The 23156-nt window shown below is 67.5% G+C and carries 19 protein-coding genes; 9 read left to right on the forward strand and 10 right to left on the reverse strand.

Translation table 11 applies throughout. The features are described from left to right. Positions 1-11 precede the first annotated feature (11 nt). The 8 genes from QHF84_RS17355 to QHF84_RS17390 all read left to right on the forward strand — a co-directional run bounded on the left by QHF84_RS17355 (position 12) and on the right by QHF84_RS17390 (position 9353). Complete coding sequence (locus QHF84_RS17355) at positions 12-761, forward strand: hypothetical protein (RefSeq protein ID WP_281314420.1); 750 nt, start codon at positions 12-14, stop codon at positions 759-761. Positions 762-1078: 317 nt separating this feature from the next. Continuing rightward, positions 1079-2314: an SBBP repeat-containing protein gene (locus tag QHF84_RS17360; RefSeq protein ID WP_281314421.1), complete on the forward strand. Its 1236-nt coding sequence runs from the start codon at positions 1079-1081 to the stop codon at positions 2312-2314. Between the two features lie 258 nt (positions 2315-2572). Beyond that, the gene (locus QHF84_RS17365) at positions 2573-3139 is read left to right on the forward strand and encodes a YtfJ family protein (protein ID WP_281314422.1); all 567 of its coding nucleotides are present in this window, start codon (positions 2573-2575) and stop codon (positions 3137-3139) included. A 40-nt stretch (positions 3140-3179) separates the two neighbouring features. Further along, positions 3180-4169, forward strand: a complete 990-nt coding sequence (locus tag QHF84_RS17370) for an ABC transporter substrate-binding protein (protein WP_281314423.1) — start codon at positions 3180-3182, stop codon at positions 4167-4169. A 338-nt stretch (positions 4170-4507) separates the two neighbouring features. Continuing rightward, on the forward strand, positions 4508-5212 hold the full coding sequence (locus QHF84_RS17375) for an STAS domain-containing protein (protein ID WP_281314424.1): 705 nt from the start codon (positions 4508-4510) through the stop codon (positions 5210-5212). Positions 5213-5235: 23 nt separating this feature from the next. Further along, complete coding sequence (locus tag QHF84_RS17380) at positions 5236-5610, forward strand: response regulator (RefSeq protein WP_281314425.1); 375 nt, start codon at positions 5236-5238, stop codon at positions 5608-5610. Then, complete coding sequence (locus QHF84_RS17385; protein WP_281314426.1) at positions 5607-6584, forward strand: response regulator; 978 nt, start codon at positions 5607-5609, stop codon at positions 6582-6584. The genes QHF84_RS17380 and QHF84_RS17385 overlap by 4 nt, the downstream gene beginning before the upstream one ends. 21 nt (positions 6585-6605) lie before the next feature. Continuing rightward, entirely contained in the window at positions 6606-9353 is a 2748-nt protein-coding gene (locus tag QHF84_RS17390) for an ATP-binding protein (RefSeq protein WP_281314427.1), read from the forward strand. On the opposite strand, the gene QHF84_RS17395 is transcribed toward QHF84_RS17390, so the two are convergent. The 8 genes from QHF84_RS17395 to QHF84_RS17430 all read right to left on the reverse strand — a co-directional run bounded on the left by QHF84_RS17395 (position 9340) and on the right by QHF84_RS17430 (position 19451). Next, the gene (locus tag QHF84_RS17395) at positions 9340-10056 is read right to left on the reverse strand and encodes a hypothetical protein (RefSeq protein WP_281314428.1); all 717 of its coding nucleotides are present in this window, start codon (positions 10054-10056) and stop codon (positions 9340-9342) included. The genes QHF84_RS17390 and QHF84_RS17395 overlap by 14 nt on opposite strands. 42 nt (positions 10057-10098) lie before the next feature. Further along, positions 10099-12420 carry an oligopeptide transporter, OPT family gene (locus tag QHF84_RS17400; RefSeq protein ID WP_281314429.1) on the reverse strand — a complete coding sequence of 774 codons (2322 nt, stop codon included), beginning with the start codon at positions 12418-12420 and terminating at the stop codon, positions 10099-10101. 52 nt (positions 12421-12472) lie between these two features. After that, on the reverse strand, positions 12473-13378 hold the full coding sequence (locus QHF84_RS17405; RefSeq protein WP_281314430.1) for an NAD(P)/FAD-dependent oxidoreductase: 906 nt from the start codon (positions 13376-13378) through the stop codon (positions 12473-12475). Between the two features lie 184 nt (positions 13379-13562). Next, complete coding sequence (locus tag QHF84_RS17410) at positions 13563-14726, reverse strand: hypothetical protein (RefSeq protein WP_281314431.1); 1164 nt, start codon at positions 14724-14726, stop codon at positions 13563-13565. A gap of 119 nt (positions 14727-14845) precedes the next feature. Continuing rightward, the gene (locus tag QHF84_RS17415) at positions 14846-15910 is read right to left on the reverse strand and encodes a hypothetical protein (RefSeq protein WP_281314432.1); all 1065 of its coding nucleotides are present in this window, start codon (positions 15908-15910) and stop codon (positions 14846-14848) included. Positions 15911-16065: 155 nt separating this feature from the next. Continuing rightward, a complete protein-coding gene (locus QHF84_RS17420) occupies positions 16066-17247 on the reverse strand; it encodes a hypothetical protein (RefSeq protein ID WP_281314433.1) in 1182 nt (393 codons plus the stop codon). A gap of 336 nt (positions 17248-17583) precedes the next feature. Further along, positions 17584-18606 (reverse strand): PA0069 family radical SAM protein, encoded by a 1023-nt coding sequence (locus tag QHF84_RS17425; RefSeq protein ID WP_281314434.1) that lies wholly within the window; start codon positions 18604-18606, stop codon positions 17584-17586. Between the two features lie 59 nt (positions 18607-18665). Further along, a complete protein-coding gene (locus tag QHF84_RS17430) occupies positions 18666-19451 on the reverse strand; it encodes an alpha/beta hydrolase (protein ID WP_281314435.1) in 786 nt (261 codons plus the stop codon). 71 nt (positions 19452-19522) lie between these two features. Between QHF84_RS17430 and QHF84_RS17435 the strand changes: the two genes are divergently transcribed. Continuing rightward, positions 19523-20497 (forward strand): NAD-dependent epimerase/dehydratase family protein, encoded by a 975-nt coding sequence (locus tag QHF84_RS17435; protein WP_281314436.1) that lies wholly within the window; start codon positions 19523-19525, stop codon positions 20495-20497. Here QHF84_RS17435 and QHF84_RS17440 read toward each other — a convergent pair. Further along, the gene (locus QHF84_RS17440; protein WP_281314437.1) at positions 20488-21822 is read right to left on the reverse strand and encodes an MFS transporter; all 1335 of its coding nucleotides are present in this window, start codon (positions 21820-21822) and stop codon (positions 20488-20490) included. The two genes, QHF84_RS17435 and QHF84_RS17440, sit on opposite strands and share 10 nt — an antisense overlap. A 79-nt stretch (positions 21823-21901) precedes the next feature. Continuing rightward, positions 21902-23104 carry a UDP-N-acetylmuramyl-tripeptide synthetase gene (murE, locus tag QHF84_RS17445; protein WP_281314438.1) on the reverse strand — a complete coding sequence of 401 codons (1203 nt, stop codon included), beginning with the start codon at positions 23102-23104 and terminating at the stop codon, positions 21902-21904. Positions 23105-23156 lie beyond the last annotated feature (52 nt).

Consider the following 23156-nt stretch of genomic DNA (forward strand, 5'->3'; position numbering starts at 1 on the left):
TGGTCACTGGAATGCAACGAACCCATTTTCGCAAATGCCTGTTCTGGCTCCTGCTCGGCGCGCTCTGCGCCCTGGGCTGGTTCTTCTTTCGGCCTGCACCGGCACCGGAGGGCGCGGCCCGCGTGAACGACGATGCAGCCATTTCATCCCCGGACACGATCGCCCGCCCGCGTAGCGCGCAGCGCAGCGCCCCCCGTGGTGGGCCGCGCCTCGCTGCCACGCCCGACCGCCCCACGCCGTCCGACCGGATCCATCCGTTGATGGAGCGCGTTCTCAACGACCACCCGGAGCTCTCGCAGTACCACTGGCTGACCCGGAAGGTACTGCCCACGGCCGACCAGCGCAGGATGCTCGAGGAGATGCTTTCCGATCCGGAGATGATCCAAACGGCGAAGATGGATCTGCTCGCATCGAGCGAGACCGTCTACACGCGAGAGGAAGAAGCGAAGAGAATGTTGCAAGTCGAGTTCCTGACCGATGCGATGGCGTGGTCGGAGAACCCCGAGCTCGAGACCGTATTCGAGACCATCGAGGACGTCCTCCTCGCGGAGAACATCTCGGCAGACGCGTCGGAGGAGCTGGCGCAGTCCCTCGCGGGCGACAAGATGGATCTGTACACGCAGGTGATGCACAGCGCCCCCGAGCGCGCCAAGACCATCGCCGAGCACGCGAGCGGTAAGCCCGTCGAGCCCCTGCTCTCGTATTCGAGCAACTGGTACACGCGCGAGATGCTCGCCATGCGAGCCGACGAGCATCCGTGATCAGGCAATGCATCCCGGCGGGGCTCGTGCTCTCTCTCCTGTTCCTCGGGTGGGCAGGATGCGGCGCGGCCTCGACGACCTACGACGAGGGTCCCACGCCTCGAGAGCCTGATGCACAACAGAGCAGCAGCTCCGGCGACTCCGGCTCCGGCGGCTCCGGCGGCTCCGGCGGCGGCGGCGCGGGAGCCCCGTCCTGCAGTACGCCGGTCGTCGAGGATTGCGCCACACCCGAGGACGAGAACTGCGATGGCATCGCGACATGCACCGGGACGCCGTTGGGCATTCGCAGCTTCGGAGACGCTGGCACGCAGGTTCCCATGGACATTGCCGTGGATCCACAGGGGAACCTGATCGTGACGGGAAAGTTCGATGGTGTTCTCGATTTTGGCGGAGCCTCGCTGGTGTGCCGTGAGCTCGAAGACGTCTTCGTGGTCAAGCTGGACACGTCGGGAAATCCGATATGGAGCAAGGCCATGGGTGGTGACGACGAGCAAACCGTGCAGCGTATCGCCGTCGATTCCGAAGGGAACATCCTGCTCGTAGGTTACTTCAGGGGCACGCTCGATCTGGGTGGTGGGTCGCTCGTCAGCGCCGGTTCGCGAGACATCTTTGCCGCAAAGCTCGCCCCGGACGGAGGCCACATCTGGAGCAAAAGCTTCGGTGGGCCGAACACGCAGCTCGGCCGCGGGATCGCCGCAGATGATGAAGGCAACGTCTTCATCGCCGGCACCATCTGGGGGAGCGCCGACTTCGGCGGCGGCCCGCTGACGAGCGCCGGCTGGGAAGACATGTTCGTGGCCAAGCTCGACAAGGATGGCAAGCACCTCTGGTCCAGGACCTTCGGCGATCAGGAGACGCAGGAAGCGTGGGACCTCGCCACGGACAGCGAGGGCAACGTCGTGGTGACGGGTTATGCCCTTGGTACCGTGGATTTCGGAGATGGCCCGACCGTGGGCACTGGCATGCCCGACGCCATCCTCGTCAAATTGAGCGCGAACGGCTCCACGCTCTGGAGCCACCGGTTCGGCGACAGCGGCAAGCAATTCGGGCAAAGCGTGGCCGTCGACCCCGGCGACCATGTCATCATGTCGGGCGAGTTCCAGGGCACCGTGGACTTCGGGGACGGCCTCGTCGTCAGCGCGGGAGCACATGATCTGTTCGTCGTGAAGTTCAACCCGACGGGGGAACTCGAATGGTATCGACGGGTCGGCGACGCATCGGACCAGTCGAGCATCTCCGTGGCGGCCGACGGGGCCGGCGCCGTGCTGCTTACGGGGTCTTTCGAGGGAGGCATCGACTTCGGAGATACCTTGCTCGTCAGTGCAGGTCTCACCGATGCGTTCGTGGCGAAGCTGGATCCGGCCGGAAACGCTCTGTGGAGCCTGAGGATGGGGGACGAAGCAACCCAAGCAGGAACCGGGATCACGGCGGATCCCGAGGGAAACGTGTTCGTCGCTGGTAAAATGTGGGGGACGATCGCGCTCGGGAACGCATCTGTGACCACCACGGGAGATGGTGCATCCGACATGTTCGTGGCCAGGTTCTCCCCGTAGCCATAGCCGTGGGTACGCACGACCCTTGCCATCACGCCCGTTCGTCGCCCGCCTTCCCCGCGCCGTGTGCAATCTCGGAGAAGGCTGGAGACGCCCCCGCGCAGCGCCCGGACACCCCTGCCACCTCCCCGCCCGCCCGTACGACGACACCGCGATTGCGAAATGTATTCACCAGCGCGGAGCAACGCGTCATGGCGGCCATACACACGGGTGCTACGCCCCGCGTCCCCGGACGAATCGGGGCGAGGAGGCAAGCACATGAAGCAGGCGTTCGTCCGGAAAATACGCGTTTCTCCCTTGATCCTCGGCAAGGTTTTTCTCGTCCTGTTGCTCTTGCTCCCCGCGGGCTCGGCGCTGGCTCTGCCGGGCGTGGGTCAATCGGCGCGGCGGGTCGTGGTCGAGGATCCGGACGGGCGCGCCATGGATCTCGCGTTTCCCCGGGAAAAGCCGACGCTCATCCTCTACGAGGACCGCAAATCGGCCACGCAAAACCAGGCGCTCAAGGAAGAGCTCAACAGGCTCGCGGCCACGAAAGCCGAGGCGAAGCAGATCCAGTTCGTGGCCATCGCCGACACGAGCGATTACCGCGGTTGGCCGCTGCGCGGCTTCGCCGAGCGTAGTGTGCGCAAGAAGTCCGCGGAGGTCGGGCAGATCATCTATTGCGATTGGGAGGGGAAGTTCCGCAAAGCGTACAACCTTCGGCGCGGCGTGAGCACGGTGCTCCTCGTCGGCAAGGACGGGCGGGTCGAATACGCGGCCGAGGGCAAGCTCGACGCCCCGGCGCGGAGCAAGCTGCTCGCGCTCCTCTGGGCGCAGGTGCGCTGACGCTTGCGGCGCATCCGTGGCCGTGGGATCAACCCTGGCCATGAAAACGGCGTCCACTCCTCGCCTTCCCCGCCGCACCTGGCTCTTTCTCTCGCTCGGCCTCCTCGCGACCGCCGCGGGGTGCAAGGGCTCTGCGGACGGCGGGGGCGCGGCGGCGGGCAAGGTCAAGCTCACGCTCAACTGGGTGGCCGAGCCGGAGTTCGGAGGGTTTTACGCGGCCCGCGAGGGAGGCGCGTTCAAGCGCGCCGGGCTCGACGTGGAGATCATGACCGGCGGCGCGGGCGTGCCCGTCATGCAGATGGTCGCGAATGGCCAGAGCGACTTCGGTGTCGCCGGCGCGGACGAGGTCATCATCGCCCGCGCCCGCGGCGCCGACGTGATCCCCGTCTTCGCGACGTACCAGACGTTTCCACAAGGCATCATGGCCCACGCCTCGCGCGGCGCGAAGACCATGGCCGACGTGTTCCAATCGGGCACCCTCGCGATCGAGCCGGGCACCGCGTATGCCGCATATCTCAAGAAGACATACGGCTTCGACAAGGTGAAGGTCGTCCCTTACGACGGCGGCGTCGCCCGGTTCGTCGTGGACAAGGAATACGCCCAGCAATGCTTCATCACGTCGGAGCCGATCGCCGCGAAGAAAAAAGGCGCGGAGCCGAAGGTCTTTCTCGTCGCCGACGAGGGATTCGACCCGTACGCCGCGGTCGTCATCACGCGCAGAGCCCTCTGGAAAGAGAACCCGGACAAGGTCCGCGCGTTCGTGCGCGCCTCGCGTGAAGGCTGGCGCGCCTACCTCGACGATCCGGCCCCGGCGAATGCGGTGATGCAAAAGCTCAACACGACCATGGACGCCGAGACGTTCGCCGCGGCGGCTGCGGCGCAGAAGCCACTCGTCGAGAACGCGCAGACGAAAAAACTCGGCATGATGACGCGCGAGCGCTGGGACACGCTCGGCAAGCAGCTCCTCGAGCTCGGCATCATCGACAAGGTGCCGCCGCTCGACGAATACTTCGTCACGATCGACGAGTGATCCATCACAATACGACGCGCGAGAACGCGTCCGGTACCTCGTGCATACGTCGTTGCATGAGCCGCGACGAACGCCGACGTCCGCCCGGGCAACAAACGTTCCATCGCCCCGCGCATCCGGGCATACGTACGCCCTGCTGGTGCATTCAAAGACCAGCGGATGCTCCAGCGACCACGTGCGCTGGATTGGTTGTGTGGCGCGATATTTCGGATCACATACGCATACGTGGATTCCGTGAAAATCGAACGGGGAAATGACACTCCGTCCGGGCTTGGTCGCTCGCCGGACCTCTGGTAATGTCGGCGCTGGGATAGGGGGGGGAGCAGGAGCGGGGGGCGATGCCCGAATTGTCTGCGCAAGATTTCTTCCGAGCGGCCGAGATTCCCGAGGGCGCCGTCCTCTCGGGCAAGGAGCTGGAGTCTGCGTTCTGGCAGATCCGAAAAATGCAGCGGGAGTCACAGCAGCAGCAAGCGTTCTGGAAATCGGTGAACGACTCGCTCTCGGACGCGTACAAGAAGCTCGCGTCATTCCAGAAGGAGCTCGAGTCGTCCCGGGAAGCGCTGCGTCAGGCCAACGAACAACTCGAAGAAAAGGTGCGGGAGCGGACGCTGGAGCTCACCGACAAGCTCGCGAAGATCGAAGAGCAACAGCAGACCATCCGCGCGCTCTTCACGCCCGTCATCCAGGTGTGGGACCGGATCCTCGTATTGCCCATCGTGGGCGGGCTCGACGCACGCCGGGCCTCCGACATGATGGGAAGCTTGCTCGAAACGGTCGTCGACACGCAAAGCACGTTCGTCGTTCTCGACCTCACCGGCGTCGACGACGTGGACGCCGAGACCGCCGACCACCTCGTCAAAATGAGCCGCGCCGCCAGCCTGCTCGGCACCACCTGCCTGCTCTCGGGGCTCTCGCCGCGCGTCGCGAGCGCCCTCGTCGCGCTCGACGTCGGGCTCGGCGAGCTCCTCTCGTTCGGCAAGCTCCAGGCGGCGCTGCAATTCGCGCTCCGACACCTTTCGAAACCCACCGGCCGCAGCGTGTAGCGACCCGAAAGGAGGCCAAGGTCATGCCCGACATTCTGCTCGTCGAGGACAACGAAATGAATCGAGACATGCTCGCGCGCCGCCTCGGGCGCCGGGGTTTTTCCGTGCGGGTCGCCGCAGACGGGGGCACCGGCCTCCGCGAGGCCGAGGAGGCGCTCCCGGACCTCATCCTGATGGATATGACCTTGCCCGACATCGACGGCCTGGAGGTCACGCGCAAGCTCAAGGCGGACGCGCGGACGCGCGGCGTGCCGATCATCGTGCTCACCGCGCGCGCGATGCCCGAGGACCGCGAGAGCGCCTTCGCGGCCGGCGCGGACGATTACGACGTCAAACCCGTGGACATCGATCGCCTGCTCGGAAAAATGCGGACGCTCCTCGAAAGGAGGGCTTCATGAGCCATCCCGATCGCCCCGACGTATTGCCCCCGAGCCGCCCCGCCCCGGGCGAGGAGGAGCTCCGGCGCCTCGTCGCGCATTTGCGTCACGAATTGCGCACCTCGCTCACGGCCGTGATCGGATACAGCGAGGACCTCCTGGATACGCTGGAGGGCCCCGAGGAGATCCTGGCCGAGCTCAAAGCCTTGCGCGGCGCCGGCGCGGCCGTCCTTTCGCTCGTGAACGAGCGCCTCGGCGCGGATGCGCTGCGGGGCCTGTCGGCCTCCACGTTGCCGCGTATCGTGCGCGACCTCGGCCAGGCCTGCGCGGAGCCCGCCTCGGCCATCTCGCCGCTCTGCGCGCGCCTCGTCGCCGCGGCCGAGGGCGCCGGGCATTACGCCCTCATCCCCACGCTTTGCCGCATTCAGGCGGCGGGGGTCATGCTGAACGACCTCCTCGCCGGTTATGCGCTCGAGCTCTTGCCCCACGCGCCCAAGATCGGCGGAATGCCGAAGGCCGCGGATCCGGCGAGCGAGGCGCGCCTCGCCGAGACGCCGTCCGACGAGCGGGGCCGCATCTTGCTCGTCGACGACAACTCCGTCACGCGGGACGTCCTGCGCCAATGGCTCGTCCGAAAGGGGCACGACGTCGAGGAGGCCAGCGGCGGCGATGCGGCGCTCGACCTCCTCCGGACGCGTGAATTCGACCTCGTCCTGCTCGACCTCGTCATGCCGGATCGCAGCGGCATCGAGGTGCTCGACGTCCTCCGGGCCGAGGGCCGCCTCGGGCGCGCGCCGATCATCGTGCTCTCCGCGCTCGACGAATTCGACGGCGTGGTCACGGCGCTCGAGCGCGGCGCCGACGATTACGTGACGAAGCCGTTTCACATGGTGCTGCTCCGGGCGCGGATCCGCATGGCCCTCGAGCTCCGGCGGCACCGCGAGCGCGAGCGCGCCTACCAGGGAATGCTCGCGGAGATCCGCGGCGCGCGCTGACATCTTCCTTTCGGAAACACCATGCAGCTCGTCAGGCAAATCGTCCGGGAGCGGCGCGAGTACAACGGCTGGGTCGCCAACGAGACGATGGAGGACTACTCGCTGCGTTATGCGCCGCGGTCCTTCCGCAAATGGTCCCCGCTCCTGCTCGCCAACACCGCGCTCGGGGGCATCTCGTTCCTCGCGCTGGAGGCGATCGGCGGCTCGCTCGTCGTCCATTACGGCTTTCAGAACTCGTTCTGGGCCATCCTCGTCTGCAGCGCCATCATCTTCCTGACCGGCGTGCCGATCACGTATTACGCCGCGAAATACAACCTCGACATGGATCTCCTGACCCGCGGCGCCGGGTTCGGGTACATCGGCTCGACGATCACCTCGCTGATCTACGCCTCGTTCACGTTCATCTTTTTCGCGCTGGAGGCCTCGATCATGGCCCAGGCGCTGGAGCTCTGGCTGGGGCTGCCGCTCGCGGCCGGCTACCTCGTGAGCTCGCTCTGCATCATCCCGCTCGTCCTCTTCGGCGTCACGCTGATCAACCGGTTCCAGCTCTGGACCCAGCCGTTATGGCTGGTCCTCATGATCCTGCCGTTCGTCTACGTCTTCAAGAAAGACCCCTCCGCGTTCGCCGGCTGGACGAGCTTCGCGGGCAACTCCCCGAGCGGCAGCCATTTCGATCCGATCGTGTTCGGGCTCGCCGCGAACGTGTCGTTCTCGCTCATCGTCCAGATCGGCGAGCAGGTCGATTACCTCCGGTTCATGCCGGACAAGACGAAATCGAACCGCAAGGTCTGGTGGTTCGCCCTGCTCGCCGCGGGCCCGGGCTGGATCGTGCTCGGGGGCGCCAAGCAGCTCGCGGGCGCGTTCCTCGCCTCGCTCGCGATCCGGCACGGCACGAGCGTGGAAAAGGCGCTCCAGCCGATCTGGATGTACGTGGCCGGCTACGAATACGTCTTTTCGAGCCGGAGCATGATGATCGGGGCCGGCATCCTGCTCGTGCTCGTCTCGCAGCTCAAGATCAACGTGACGAACGCCTACGCGGGCTCGCTCGCGTGGTCGAACTTCTTCTCGCGCCTCTCGCACAGCCACCCCGGCCGCGTCGTCTGGCTCGTGTTCAACGTGGCGATCGCGCTGCTCCTCATGATGTTCGGGGTCTTCCACACCCTGGACAAGGTGCTCGCGCTCTATTCGAACGTGGCCATCGCCTGGATCGGGGCCATCGTCGCCGATCTCGTGGTGAACAAACCGATCGGTTTGTCGCCAAAATACATCGAGTTCAAGCGGGCGCACCTCTACAACGTGAACCCGGTCGGCTTCGGGTCGATGGCCGCGGCCTCGGTCGTGTCGATGCTCTGCTACGCCGGCCTCTTCGGCCCGGCGGCGAAGGCATATTCGTCGTTCATCGCCCTCGGCCTCGCGTTCGTGCTCTCGCCGCTCATCGCCGTGGCGACGAAGGGCAAGTATTACATCGCCCGCACGAACGACCATTTCTCGAACGACAAGGCCCACGGCAGCGAGCCGTGTTGCCTCTGCGAGCACTCGTACGAGCCGCAGGACATGGCCCATTGCCCCATCTACCAGGGCTCGATCTGCTCGCTCTGCTGCACGCTCGACGGGCGCTGCCACGACGCCTGCAAGACGGAGCCGAAGAGCCGCCGGCGCATCGCGACCTTCCTCGAAGGAAAACTCGCGCCGCGCCTCGCCTCGCGCCTTTTGCGCTTCACGGCCGTCTATGCGGGCATGGCCTTCGCGGTGGCGCTCGTGTTTTTCCTGTTCCACCAGGCCTCGGCCGTGACCGGCGAGAGCCGCGCCGCACTCGGCCGGACGTTCACCGAGCTTTACGCGGCCGTCGTGGTGCTCATCGGCGTGGGCGCGTGGTGGCTCGTGCTCTCGTGGGAGAGCCGCGAGCTCGTCGAGGAGGAGCTCGATCGGCAAAATGGTGAGCTCGAACAGGAAATCGAGGAGCACGAAAAGACGGAGAGCGCGCTCCGGCAAGCGCGCGCCGAGGCCGAGACCCTGGCAAGCGCGGCGGAGGCGGCAAACCAGGCGAAGAGCCACTTCCTCGCGAACATGAGCCATGAATTGCGCACGCCGCTGAACGCGATCATCGGCTACAGCGAAATGCTGGAGGAGGAGGCCGCGGAGGGCGGATACGAGGCGATCGTGCCGGACCTCGGCAAGATCCGGCAGGCGGGCAAGCAGCTCTTGATGCTCGTCGACGACGTGCTCGATCTGTCGAAGATCGAGGCGAACCGGATGGCGCTCGATCCCACGCCGTTCGACCTCGCCGCGCTGCTCGAAGAGGTGCGCGGGACGGTACAGCCGATGGTGAATCGTAATGGCAGCAAGCTGACCGTCGAGGGCGCGGCCGCGCCGATCGAAATGGTCGCGGACAAGAAGCGCGTGATGCAGACGCTGAACAACCTGCTCAGCAACGCGGCCAAGTTCACGAAGGGCGGGCATATCGTGCTGCGCGCGTCGCTCCACGAGGCGGCAGGCCGACCTTGCGTGCGGTTCGTCGTGGAAGACGAGGGGATCGGGATGTCGCCCGAGCAGCAGAGCCGGCTCTTCCAGCCCTTCACGCAGGCCGACGCCTCGACGAGCCGCAAATACGGGGGGACCGGGCTCGGCCTCTCCATCACGAAGCGGCTCGTGGAGATGATGGACGGGACGATCGAAATGAAGAGCGAGCTCGGCAAAGGGACGACCTTCACGGTGACCCTGCCGCGCACGCCGGCGCCGGCCCACGCGGAGGGCTCTAGTCGCGCGTGAGCACCTCCGTGTGCTCGAGCCGGAGGTCACATCCATTCGTGTGCATGGGCGCCCGCGTATCGGCGAAGATCTGGCTGCGCCGCACGACGACGCGTGTGCCCGGACCCTCGCAGCGCAGGCCGGAGGAATGCGAATAGCGGCCGAGCTCGAGCCCATCGAGCACGACACGCGCGCCGCCGCGCACGCTGAGCCCACCCACGTCCTCCTCGGTGACCTGGGCGATCCCGCCCTCGCCAGCCGGTCCATACACGGAAAACACCTCGCCGTGGCTCACGTGAAACGGCAAATAAAAGCCCGGGGCGACGCGGATCACCGTTTTACCGTTGCCCAGCGCCGGAATGGCGTCCCGGATCTGGCAGAAGGGATCGTGCCTCACGCCGGTGGCGTCGTCGCATTCCTCGTAATGGGACACTGACGCGCGGCCCACATAAAGGACCTCTTTTTCGGGGATGCACCGGCCACCCTGGTAAAGGTCGCACACGCCGCTCGCGCAGTGTGCGTGACGATTGCACGGCGAGCAGACCCCCTGAACGCAGCCGAGCCCGCCGGCGCAATCGGAGCCGACCTCGCACCGTCGCGCGATCGCGGACACATCCTCGGCAATGAATTCGGGTTCTTCCGCGAGGGATTCGGGATCGGGGCCCGCGCAGGCGGGGAGAAGGGGAAAAACGAGGAGGTATTGCAGAGAGTTTCGAGGAGACATCGGGGGGGCGGCTGGCAAGGTCCGCGCCGCGCCCCCTGCCCTTCAGCCTTCGGATTTGCCGACGGCCGACTTCCCTCGAACGGCGGCCCAGTAAAGCGCGGCCGCGATCGCGCCGAACGCGATCACGCCCGAGATGTTCGACGTCGAGAACTGCGTGAGCACGGTGGAGAGATCGAACTTGTGTTCCATGCCGAGCCCCGCGACGAGCGCCGCGACGAGGCCCGCGATCGCGCCGCCCGCGATGTATCCCGAGCTGAGCAGCGTGCCCGGGCTGAACTCCTCGTCGCCGCCCGCCTGCCCGCGCTTCCTGTCGACCAGCCACCGCACGAGGCCACCGACGAAAATGGGCACGCTCGTCGAGATCGGCAGATACACACCGACCGCGAACGGCAGCGCCGCCACGCCGCAGAGCTCCATCACGATCGCCAGCATCACGCCGATGAGCACGAGGCTCCAGGGGAGCTTGCGCGTGAGAATGCCGTCGATGATCAGCGCGAACAGGCTCGCCTTCGGGGCGTCGAGCTTCTTCACTTCGCGCAGCTCGTACACGAGCTTCCCGTCCTCGCCGAGATAACGCCCGGCGTGCATCGCGCCGCCTTCGGCCACCTCGAAGACCGTGTACGATTTGCGATCCGGGCCGAGCATCGTGCCCTTGCTCGTCGCGTTCGCGGGCACCACGACGTCGCCTTCGAGCTTCTTCGGCTCGTGGGGCACGCGGCCGCCGATGCCGGGGTCGATCACGAACGCCACCTTCCCCGACTCCTCGACCAGGTATTTTCCTTGCGGAATGGCCGCGCCGGAGTTCGGCTGATAAGCGACGCGATAGTCCTTGCCGTCCGGGCCCTTCTCCACCTGCGCGGTGATCGACTCGACCGGAATGGGCACGTCGTACGTCTCGGCGGCCCGCGTCGTGTAGGACGCATTGAGGAAGAGCAGCGTGTATCCGATGACGAGCGCGCTCGTGATGACGCCGACGAGCAAGCCAATCTGCTGCCGCCGCGGCGTCGCGCCCACGAGATAACCCGTCTTCAGATCCTGGCTCGTCGCCCCGCCGTTCGAGGCCGCGATGCACACGATCGCCGCCGTCGAGAGCGCCATCGCCCGGTGATCCACGCCGACCCAGCCCATCGCCAAGAAGAGCAAGCACGTGATGAGCAGCGTCGCCACCGTCATGCCCGAGATCGGGTTCGACGACGAGCCGATCTCGCCGCAGATCCGCGAGGAGACGGTCACGAACACGAAGCCGAAGAGCATGATCAGGATGGCCGTCGGCAGCGTGATCCCGAGCATGGGCGAGAGCCATATCGCGAGCAGGAGCGCGACGAGGCCATACACGACCACCGAAAACGGCAGATCCCTCTCCGTGCGCGGCACCTCCTTCGCCGCCTTGCCCGCGCGGAAGCTCTTGATGCCGCTCCGGAACGCCTTGACGATCGTCGGGAGCGCCCGGCCGAGGCTGATGAAGCCACCCGTCGCCACCGCGCCCGCGCCGATGTAAAGCACGTACCGGCTACGGATGTCGTTCGGCGACATGTCGCGAATGAGCGTCGTCGCGGGGAAAATCGGGCTATCGATCTTGTCGCCGAAGAACGCGATGAGCGGGATCAGCACGAGATACGCAAGGACGCCGCCCGCCATCGTGGTGCTCGCCGTTTTCGGGCCGATGATGTAGCCGACGCCGAGCATCTCCGGCGTGAGCTCCCCCGCGATGCTCGCGCCCTTCCAGCTCTGGAACCGATAGGCGGGGTTCATGTTGAAGAGCTTCAGCGGGTCGCCGAGCAGCTTGTACAAAAACCCGAGCCCGAAGCCCGCGAACACCGTCTTCGCGTTCGTGCCGCCCGTCTCGCCCACGACGAGCACGTCGGCGCAGGCCGTGCCCTCGGGATAGGTCAGTTTCCCGTGCTCCTCCACGATGAGCCCGTGCCGGAGCGGGATCATCATCAGCACGCCGAGCAAGCCGCCGAGCACCGAGAGCAAGAGCACCCGGCCCGCCGCGAGGTCGTACCCCATGAGCAGGAGCGACGGCAGCGTGAATGCCACGCCCGCCGCGATCGACTCGCCCGCGGAGCCCGTCGTCTGGACGATGTTGTTCTCCAGGATGGTCGCCCGTCCGAAGAAGCGGAAGATCGTGATCGACATGACGGCGATCGGAATGGACGCCGAGACGGTCAAGCCGACCTTGAGGGCGAGGTAGACCGAGGAGGCGGCGAAGACGATGCCGAGCAACGCGCCGAGCGCCACGGCGCGCACGGTGAGCTCGCGTGGGCTCTCGCGCGCGGAGACATAGGGCTCGTGGGGCGCGTGCGAGGCCGATGCGTCGGGGGCGGCGGCCTCGACTTCGGGGACGGGGGAGGACGCGGACATTGCTGCACCCTATCAAATGGACAGGGGGATGTCTTCCACTCTCAACGCACGCTCATCGCGACGCGAGGTCCTCGTCCTGCAAGATGGCATTGATTCGGACGGCGGCGGCCGCCCCTTCGGCCTGCGCCACGCTGACGAGCTGGACCCGGGGCGAGGCGTCACCCACCACGAAGACGCCCTCGGATTCCGTGCTCCCGTGGAACTCCGCCTCCGTCGTCCCGTCGCCGTTGGTCTTGCAGCCGAGCTTCGTGGGCAGATCCGATCGCGGCACCTCGCCCGTCTTCAGGAACAGCGCCCGCCGCGGCACGACCTCGCAGTCCTCGAGCACGACGTGCGTGAGCTCTTCGCCGTCGCCCTCGAGCCGCGTGATGGGCGTCTCGCGCAATCCGATTCGATGTTTTTCGAGCAGGCGCCTGTCGTCGTCCGTGAGCGCGGCGGGGCCATTCGTGAAGATGATGACGTCGTCGCTCCAGCGGAGGAGCGACAATGCAGAGCGAATCGCGCGGTGCGCGGGGCCGAGGACGCCGATGGGCTGGTCGCGGCATTCCCAGCCGTCGCAGATCGGGCAATGGTACACGCCGCGCCCGTAATACTTGATGATGCCCTCGATCGAAGGAATGACGTCGAGCATCCCCGTCGCGAGCACGACCTTGCGCGCCTCGACCCGGCCGCCGTCCGCGAGATCGGCCTCGAATCCATTTTCGCTCCGGCGGACGTCGCAGACCTCGACGTCGCGAATCGTGACGCCGTACTTCTGCGCCTCCGCGCGCCCCCGGCGCACGAGCTCCGCCGGGGGCAAACCGTCGTGCCCGAGGAGCCCGTGAATGCCCCGCGCGGGCGCATTGCGAGGGGTCCCGGCGTCGCAGACCAGCACCTTGCGGAGGCAACGCCCCAGAATCAGCGCCGCACCGAGCCCGGCCGGACCTCCGCCGACGATGAGCACGTCGAAGCGTTCCACCCCCCTCGCCTCCTCGTTGAGCCGCCCCGAGGGAAACCTGGCACCGAGAGGGGTCCGCGGGAAGCCCAGCCAGGCCGCCGGGCGCTGGAATCAGGATCCGGGATCCTGGTGCATCGATGATCCACCTGGATAATCGGAGATCCAGGTTTGTCACACGTACCTGAGGCGCCGGAGCCTCACCCCCCTAGAGGCGGCGGGCGCCGCGGAAGCGCTGCGGATACGAGCCGGCGCCGTCGACGCCGCCGTTGAAGATCGACCAGCCGCCCGTGTTGCCCACGGTCGGGCCGTTCGCCGTCGTGCGGCTCGAAATGAAGCGGTAGTTCCCGCCGCCGTCGCGACCCACGAACATGCCGACGTGGCTGATCGCGCCCGGATCCTTGCCGCAAAGCAGGGCCGTGGCGATCGTGTAGTTGCACTCGGAGTCGAAAAAGACGAGGTCTCCCGGCTCGATCGAGGCGAGCTCGGTCGTCGTCGGCGCGCCCTGGAACGCGGGCGCGCCCGCGGGCTGCGTGCGGAAGGGGACGACGATCTTGCCGGGGCCGAAGCGGTACATGTCCTCGCTCGTGCGCGGCAGATACCCGGGGACCGACTTCAAGGAGAGCGGGAGGCTCGCGTCCTCGCCGTCGAAGTTGAAGTTCGTGCGGCTCCCCCAGACGAGGCGCATGTAGCCCGAGCAGTCGAGCGCGCCTTCGAGGCCGAGATCCGGCAGGATGTTCTTCGCGTCGATGGGGTCCCAGTCGATGCCGAGGAAGTCGTGGAAATCAGCGCCGAGCGCGTACCGCGCGTCCTTCGAAGCGCCTTCCACGTAGTCGTAGGCGATCGCGATCACGTCCTGCGTCCCGGCGTCGCAGTTGACCCCGCGGGCCGCATTGAGCCACGCCGAGAGCTTCTCCTCCGAGGTCTTCTCCGCGTCGAACGGCTCGCTCAGCGTCCGCACCCACGTCGTCGTCGTGACCGCGGCGGCCGACGTCGCCGCGCCGAACATGCGCGAGGCCCCGAGCATCCGCACCGAATACCCGCCGTGCGTGAACCACGCGACCGGCTCGCCCTCGATCGACGCGATCGTCGTGTCGCCCGACTTCGTGAAGGAGAACGTCTCGACCTTCCCGCACGGCCCCGCGCTTTGCTCCTCGCCCCCGACCTCGACCTCCGGCTCCTCGCCAGGCGGCGTCGTCGTCTCGTCCCCGCCCGTCTCCCCCGGCTCGTCTCCGTCCGTGATCTCCGTGTCCGAGGCCTCGAAAGAAGTATCGTCACCGCCGCCGAAGCAGCCGGTGAGGGTCGCGGCGAGCGTGATTCCGGGGACGAGGACGCTGGCGAATGACCGAAGAGCAGCGAGCATCGTGGCCATGGGGGGAACCTCCGAGGGTCGGGGTTGCGCGGCGCCGGGGCTTCCGGGCCTGCCGCCGGGGGAGGCGGCGTGGTTCGGCTACGATAGGCTGCAAGGGGTGTGCCGGCCGAATTTGCGGATCAGAACCGGCGCGCGGCCCGGAACCAGGTGGGGTAGGCGTGGGGCACGCCGGGCGTCGCGTTGAAGATCGAAAAGCCGCCCGTGTTCGCGACCGTCGGGCCATCCGCCACGATGCGGCTCGAGATGAACCGGCGGTCGCCGGCGGCGTCCTGTCCGACGTAGAGCCCGACGTGGCTGATCGTGGTCCAGTCGGTGCCGCAGGACGGGGTCGGGACGTCGTAGAGGCAATCGGTGTCGAAAAAGACGAGGTCGCCAATCTCGATGGCGGAGAGCTCCTCCGCCGTGGGTTCGCCGTGGAATCGTTCTGCGCCCGGGGGCTCGGTGCGGAACGGGACGAGGATCTTGCCCGGACCCGATCGATATTGCTCCCGGCTCGTCCGCGGAATCGCGCCGGCCTCGTGGAGCGAAAGGGGGATTTTGGCGCGCACCCCGTCGTGGACGAAGTTCGTGCGCTCGCCGAAGACGAGCCGCATGTAGCCCGAGCAATCGAGCTTGCCTAGCTGCGCGGGATTGGCGGCGCGGACGTCCGCGTCCGGCGGATCCCAGTCGATGCCGAGGTAATCGTGGAAGTCCGCGCCGAACTCGTAGCCGGCGTCGTTCGGGGTGCCCTCGATGTATTCGAAGGCGATGGCCAGGATGTCGGGCATCGTGGTCGCGCAGTTCGCGGCGCGCGCGGCGTTGAGCCAGGCGCGAAGGTCCTGGCTCGACGTCGCGGCGGCGTCGAACGGCGCGTCCAGGGTGCGAATCCACGTCGTCGTCGTGACGAGAGGCGCGGGGGCGCCGGGGTCGAACGTCCGCGGAGGCCCGATCATCCGGACCGTATAGGCGCCTTTCGTGAACCACGCGACGTCATCGCCCCCGATGCGGGCCGTCGTGACGTCGCCGGACGTCGTGAATTTGAATGTCGAGGACGGGGCGCACGCCGACATCGCTTGCGATATCGAGTCGATGGCCCCGTCCTCGGGCGGCTCGGGCGCGCCCATCGCGTCGAGGATGCAGCCGGGGAGAGCAAAAGAAAGAAGGAGCGCAGCGACCGATCGGAGGTCGGTAACACGATTTGCCATCTGGAGTTACCCCCAATGCAAGTATGTTCACGCGCGCCGGTCGGAATCTCGCGTAAGCAACGGCGCGCTATGAGGCACGCAGCATAGCGTGCCTCCTCCGCGTCGCTTTCCCTTTCTTTTTGGGCGGAAATGATGTGACTCGGCGCACACGCCATTCAGAACCGGCGTGCGGCCCGGAAGCGCTTCGGGTAGGTCCCGGAGATGCCGGCGGCGTCGTTGAAGACCGACCAGCCGCCCGTGTTCGCCACCGTGGGGCCGTCCGCCGTCGAGCGGGACGAGAGGAAGCGGGCGTTGTTCGAGGAATCCCGGCCGACGTAAATCCCGGTGTGGCTGATCGTGGTCCAGTCCGTACCGCAGGAGGGAGAGGCCACCGAGTAATCACAGCTCGAATCGAAAAACACGATATCGCCGACCTGGATCGCCGAGAGCTCCGTCGCCGAGGGCGCGCCGTTGAAGGCGGCGGCGCCCGTGGGCTGGGTGCGGAACGGGACGATGATCTTGCCCGGCCCCGATTGATACTGATCCTTGCTCGCGCGGGTGAGCGTGCCCGCCACGTACCACGACATCGGGATCTTCGCCTCCACGCCGCCATAAACGAAATTCGCGTGGTGGCCGAAGATGAGCCGCAGAAACCCCGAGCAATCGAGCTTGCCGATCTGCGTGGTGTCCGCCGCGACGATGTTCCCGTCGGGCGGATCCCACGAGATGCCGAGGTAATCCTGGAAGTCTGCGCCATTGGCGTAACCGGCGTCCTTCGAGGCGCCCTCGATGTAGTCGTAGGCGACGGCGAGGATGTCCGAGGTCCCCGTCGAACAATTGACGATGCGCGCGGCGTTGAGCCAGGCGCTGCGGGCCGTCGTCCCCATCGTGGCGGGATCGAAGGGCGTGGGGAGCGTGCGAATCCACATCGTCGTGGTGACGGAGGGGGCGCCGGCCACTCCGGCGGCGAATGTCCGCGAAGGGCCGGTCATCCGGACCGTATAGGCGCCTTTCGTGAACCAGGCGACGACCGTGGTGTTGATCGAGGCGGTCGTGACGTCCCCCGACGTCGCGAATTTGAACGTGGCCGACGTGGTACACGCAGCGCCCGCCTGGGGACTCGGGTTACCACGGCTCTTCTTTTCTTCGGCCGCCACGTCCTCCGGCTCGACGTCTTCGGGCTCGTCCTCTTCGCTCGCGACCTTCTGGGATTCGTCGTCGTCCTCGAGATCGAGGCCGACCTGCGCGATATCGAGCGGCTCTTCCGTATCGAGGACGCAGCCGGAAAGGGCCCCGGCGATCGTCACGCACGGCAGAAAGGCGGCAAAAACACGGAACATGGTCGAGCACTTGGCCATGACACACCTCACCTTCGGCACTGCGGCGGCGTGCACGCCGGGTGGGGGAGGCGGCGCCGAACGTCGTTACGTTACGCAGTGACCTTCCCGAGCGTAGCGTGTCCGCCGCCCTGTTCGTTCATTTTTCGCGCCGGACCGGACGAGCGTAAATCCTGGTGGTCTGGACCTCAATTCATGAACGAATTCGAGGGGCGCGGCAGATTCTCGTGGTCGCTCGTCCGCCGAGGATGGTAACCTGGAGGGTTGTCACTTCGCCAATTTCCAGGTCCGAGGCCTCGCGGGAGGGAAAACGGCGCGCGGCGGCCCCGAGCCGTGGTATCTTGGTCGGTTTGCGGATCACTCGTCGAAGAGCGAGAGCTGCCGCTTCGGTCGCTGGAACGTGGTCGGGGCCTCGCGGGTGATCCGCTCCCGGTTCAGGCCGAGCCGCGCGCAATGGGCCTCGAACATCCGCTCGATCATGGCCCACCGAGGCCCGAGCCCCGAGAAGCGCGCCCCGAACGCGCTCTCGTTCATCTTCCCGCCGCGCATCTCCTGGATCGCATTGCGGACTTTCTGCACCCGGAGCGGGTACGCCTCGGCGAGCCGCTCCTCGAAGACGGGCAGGACCTCGGCCGAGAGCCGGAGGGGCTGCAGGAACGCCGCCTCCGCCCCCGCCTCCCGCGCGCGCTCGAGGAGCTCGGCGATGTCGGTATCGTTGAGCCCTGGGATGACCGGCGCAATCGCGATCCCGACCGGGACCCCCGCGTCGGCGAGGGCGCGCATGGCGCCGAAGCGCAGGCTCGGCTTGGCCGCCCAGGGCTCGATCTTGCGCCCGTCCTCGTCTTGCGCGAACGGGATGCTGAGGAAGACGTGCGCCCGCGCCCGCCGGGAGAGCTCCGCCAGGAGGCCCGCGTCCCGCGCCACGAGGCGGCTCTTCGTGATGATCGAGACCGGGTTCGTGAACGCGAGGCAAACCTCCAGGCATTGGCGCGTGAGCTCGTAGCTCGCCTCGAGCGGCTGATAACAATCCGTATTGCCGGAGAGGACGATCCCGTCGCCGCGCCAGCTCGGCTTCTCGAAGGCCTCGCGGAGCAGGCGCGGCGCGTTCGTCTTGACCACGATCTTCCGGTCGAAATCGGTGCCGGCGCCGAAGCCGAGGTACTGGTGGCTCGGGCGGGCATAACAGTAGGCGCAGGCGTGGATGCAGCCGCGGTAGGGGTTCAGGCTGAAGCGGAAGGGCAGATCCGGGCTCTCGTTCTCGGAGAGGATCGAGCGGGCCTCCTCCTCGAAGACCTGGAGCGTCGCGTTCGGCGGCTCGTCGAGCCACTCGACCTCGGTCTTCGCCCAGGGGTTCGGCGGGTTCTGCACGGGGCGCGGCATGCCGCGCATCCTAGCGCGATGGCCCCGGTTTGTCTGCTCGGATGTTCAGCCCGTCCGGCTCACGCGTACACGCGGAGGAAGGCGTGGAGCGGCGGGTTCACCTGATCGGCGTGGGTGAGGTTCGACGCATGCGCGGCGCCCTTCACCGTGACGAAATTCTTGCAACCCGAGAGTTTGTCCGCGAGCAAGCGGCCGCGCTCGAGCGAAATCGCGGTGTCCGCGTCGCCGTGGAAGACGATCGCGGGCTGCTTGATCTCGCCGAGGCGATTGGTGATGTCCTCGCGCTCGATGAGGGCGAGCGTGGGCGCGACGAGGCTCTCGACCGGGGTTTTTCGCCACGTCGAGACCCAGGGCTCCCAGTGCTCGGGCGCGCCGAGGATGAGGCTGGCGATCCCGTGGACGATCGGATCGATCGGGCCTTGCTGCCGCCAGGTCTCCAGCATGCTGCGTTGCCCGGCGAGGGCCTCGGCGTCGTCGACGCCGGCCTGCGAGTTGATGAGGACGAGGGCCTTCACGCGATCGGGCCACTTCAACGCGGCGCGGAGCGTGAGGAAGCCGCCCTGGGACATGCCGCCGACGACGGCGCGCTCGATGCCGAGGTGATCGAGGAGCCGAATGCAGTCCTCGGCCGAGTCCCAGTAGGTGAAGCGATTGCCGTCGCTCTGCGTGCGGCCGAAGCCGCGGGCGTCGAAGCGGATCACGCGGAACTCGGGCGTGAGGACCGAGACCTGCGGATCGAACATCGTGAGATCCATCAAGAAGCCATGCGCAAGGACGACGGGCGGTCCGTCGCCGCCCGTGTCCTCGTAGAAAATCTTCTGGCCATTCAGATCGACGTGGGGCATGGCGTGAAAAGAAGCCGAAAGGGGCCCTGCGGTCAAGGTGCGCCTTTCGGAGAGGAGGAGCGGGGAGACGCATGAGCGGATCGATCGTGGCCATCACGGGCGCGTCGGGCTTCCTCGGTCGGGCGATCGCCGCGCGCGCTCTCGCCGCGGGCAGGCGGGTGCGCGGGCTGGATCTCGCGCCGGATCGGGAGGGCGGCCCTTCGTTCGAGATCGTCCGCGGCGACGTCTCGGATCCGGCTGCTTGCGCGGCGCTCTGCGCGGGGGCGGAGATCGTCTACCACACGGCCGCGGTCGTGCGGGAGTCGGGCCCGATGGCGCTCTTCGAGCGGGTGAACGTGGGCGGCACGGGCGCGATGCTCGTCGCGGCGCGGCGCGCGGGGGTGCGCCATTTCGTGATGATCTCGTCGGTCATGGTGCACGGCTTCGATTACCCCGACGGCGTGCCCGAGGACGGCCCCGTGGGTGGCCTCGACAACCCCTATTGCGCCACGAAGATCCGGAGCGAGGCGCTCGCGCTCGCGGCGCACGAGCCGGGCGTGTTCGACGTCTACGTGGTGCGGCCCGGCGACGTCTATGGCCCGGGCTCAATCCCTTGGACGGAGCGGCCGACGCGTATGATGGCGGCGCGGTCGTGGGTGTACGTCGATAGCAAGGTTCGTCACGTGAACCACGTATACGTGGACAACCTCCTCGACGCGATCGACCTCGTGCTCGACGCCAGGAAGAGCGGCCTGCCTTTCACGGTCACCGATGATCGGCGCACCACGGCGCGCGAATTCTTCAGCCATTACCAGCGATTTTTAGGGATCCGCGGGCTGCCCGATCTCCCCGCGCCGCTCGCGCTCGGCGCGGCCTCCACGCTCGATCGTGTGGCCTCGGCGCTCGGGCGAGAGCTCGAGATGAACCGCGAGGCCGTGCGGTACGTGCTGCGCCGTGGGCAATATGGGATCGAGCGGATCAAGGCGATCGGTTACGTGCCGCGGATCGGGCTCGACGAGGGAATGGCGAGGAGCCTCGCCTGGCTGCGCGCCAAGGGTTACGGCTGACATTCTACGTGAGCCTTTGATTCGCTCGCCGGTCGCGTCGCCGCGGCCGGCGCGGCAAGCTCCGCTGCCATGATCTTTTCGCGGCGGGCGAGGAAAAGCGCCACGCCGAGCCAGAGGCCCGCGAGCGGGACCGCGACGAGCGAGACGCCCGCCGAGGACAAACCGAGGGTGAGCAGGCCCGCGTGCGCCCACGCGCTCGCGGCGTCGCCGCCGCGGAACACCACGGTATCGATGAAGCTCTTCGCCTTGTATTTCGCTTCCCGGGGCAGGACCGTATAAAGCACCTCGCGCGCCGGACGTTCGATCGCGTATTGCGCCGCGCGGCGGAGGCCCTCGACCACGGCCACGACGACGAGCGAGGGATAAAAGGCGAGCGCCGAGAATCCGAGGCCCGAAAGGACGGGGAGCACCACGAGCGCCGCGGCGAGGCCGAGCCGGGTCATCAATCGTCCCGTCAGGAAAAACGAGAGCGCGGCGGAGAGCACGTTCACGGCCGTATCGTTCCAGGCGAAGAGGGCCGTGTGCGCGGCCGAGCCCTGCGCCGCGCGGCGGACGAGGTCGGTCTTCTGGAGATAGAGGAACGTGTTCATCGTCGTGAGGAGCAGCATCGCGAGCGCGATGCCCGCGAGGTACGGCGACGCGACGATGAGGCGAACGCCGGCGAACGGCGAGCCGCCGACGGGTTTGTCCGAGGAGGCGCGCGCCTCCGATGCGTCCCGCGCGCCCGCGTGATGCTCGGCGCGCCGCGCGCAGAAGACGCAGGCTTCAAGGGTCACGGCCGAGAGGACGAGCAGCCAGAAGAGGTGGGTTTGCCCGAGCCGCTCGCTCACGGCGGCGGTGACGAGCGGGCCCGCGATCGCGCCCGCGCTGCCGCCCGCGGCGATGATGCCGAAGAGGCGCTTGCCTTGCTCGCTCGTGAAGACGTCGACGAGGAAGCTCCAGAGGACGGAGACGATGAACAGGTTGTAGACGCTGGTCCAGACGAAGAAGACGCGGCCGAGGAGGGGGCGTGGGACGCCGAGGGAGGCGAGCGCGAAAAAGAGGAGGAGGTTTGCCGCGAAGAACCGGTGGACGACGGGGACGAGGCGGCGGCGCGAGAGGCGCGTGACGAGGGCGCCGTAGACCGGGACCGCGCAGAGCATCACCACGAACGTCGCGGAGAAGAGCCACGGCAGGGCCTTCTCGCCGCCCGCGATGCCCATGGCGTCCCGGAGCGGGCGAATGAGATAATACCCGGAGAGGAGCAGGAAGAAGTAGACGAACGCCCACACGACGGCGCCGATCTCCTCGGGGCGCACGGCGACGACGCGCGAAACCTGGCGCAAGACGAACCCTCGCTGCATCGCGCGCATCATGCCCGAACGGCGCGCGGCGCGTACGGGGAATGCCGGTTCTTTTTTTGCTTCACGGCTCCGCGAGCGCAAAGGCCGCGACCTCCGCGTCGACGAGCCGGCGTTTTCCCGAGGCGAAGACCTGCTCGGTCTCCGGGCCGCGGCCCGCGATCACGACCACGTCCGAACGGCCCGCGTCCGCGATCGCCCCGCGGATCGCCTCGGCGCGGTCGAGGACGACGCGCACGTCCGGGTGATCAGCGAGCCCCGCGCGGATTTCCTCGGCGATCGCCGCGGGATCCTCGCTCCTCGGGTTGTCGCTCGTGAGGACGACCCGATCGGCGCGGCGCGCGGCTTCGCCCATGGAAGCGCGTTTGCCCCGGTCGCGATCGCCGCCGGCGCCGAAGACCACGACGAGGCGGCCCGTGGTGAGGGAACGCGCCGTCGCGAGCGTGCGGGCGAGCGCGTCAGGCGAATGCGCGTAATCGACGACGGCGCGTGGCCCCGCGCCGAGGACCTGGAATCGGCCGGGCGGTGCGGGCACGTGAGCGATCGCGTCCGCCGCGTCGGCCGGAGGCACGCCCGCCTCGATCGCGGCCACGAGCGCGGCGAGGGCATTCTCGAGGAACGGCTCGCCGATCGCGCCAATGCGTATTTCCTGCGGCAGGCCGCGATGACGCGACGAGGGCGCGAGCTTGCCGCGCGTGCCGTCCCAGCCGACGGAGATGGCCTCGGCGACGAGATCGGGCCGGAGCACCGGCCTTCCCGGCGCGCGGGACGGCAGGCCGTACGTGACCGTGCGCGCGCCTCTCGCGACGACCTCGGCGATGAGCTCCGAGGCGGGATCCCAGGCATTGAGGATCGCCGCGCCGTCCGCGGGCAGGTGCACGAAGAGCTGCGCTTTGCTCGCGAGGTAATGCTCGGGCGAGCCGTGTGCGTCGAGGTGATCACGCGTGAGGTTCGTGAAGACGGCGATAGAAATGGGCCAGGCCTTGGCAAACCCGAGCGCGAGCGCCTCGCTCGTGGCCTCGACGGCGGCGTATCGCGCGCCCTTTTCGAACCCGTGGCGCATGGCATCGAGGAACGCGTCGTGCGTCTTGGGGAACGGGAGCGGCTCGTCGTCGAGGAAGGCGCCGAGCGTGGTGACGCGGAGGACGGGCCGCGCGAGGCGGGCGAGCGCGGCCGCGAGGAAGGTCGTGGTCGTGGTCTTTCCGTTCGTGCCGGTGACGCCCGCGGTGGTGATGCGGCGCGAAAAGCGGGGCGGCGGCGGGAACATGAACCCGAGTTTAGTACATCGTCCCGGAAATTCGTAGTGGCTTGCGTGATGC

It is taken from the genome of Polyangium sp. y55x31, from assembly GCF_029946505.1.
Taxonomy (GTDB): domain Bacteria; phylum Myxococcota_A; class Polyangia; order Polyangiales; family Polyangiaceae; genus Polyangium.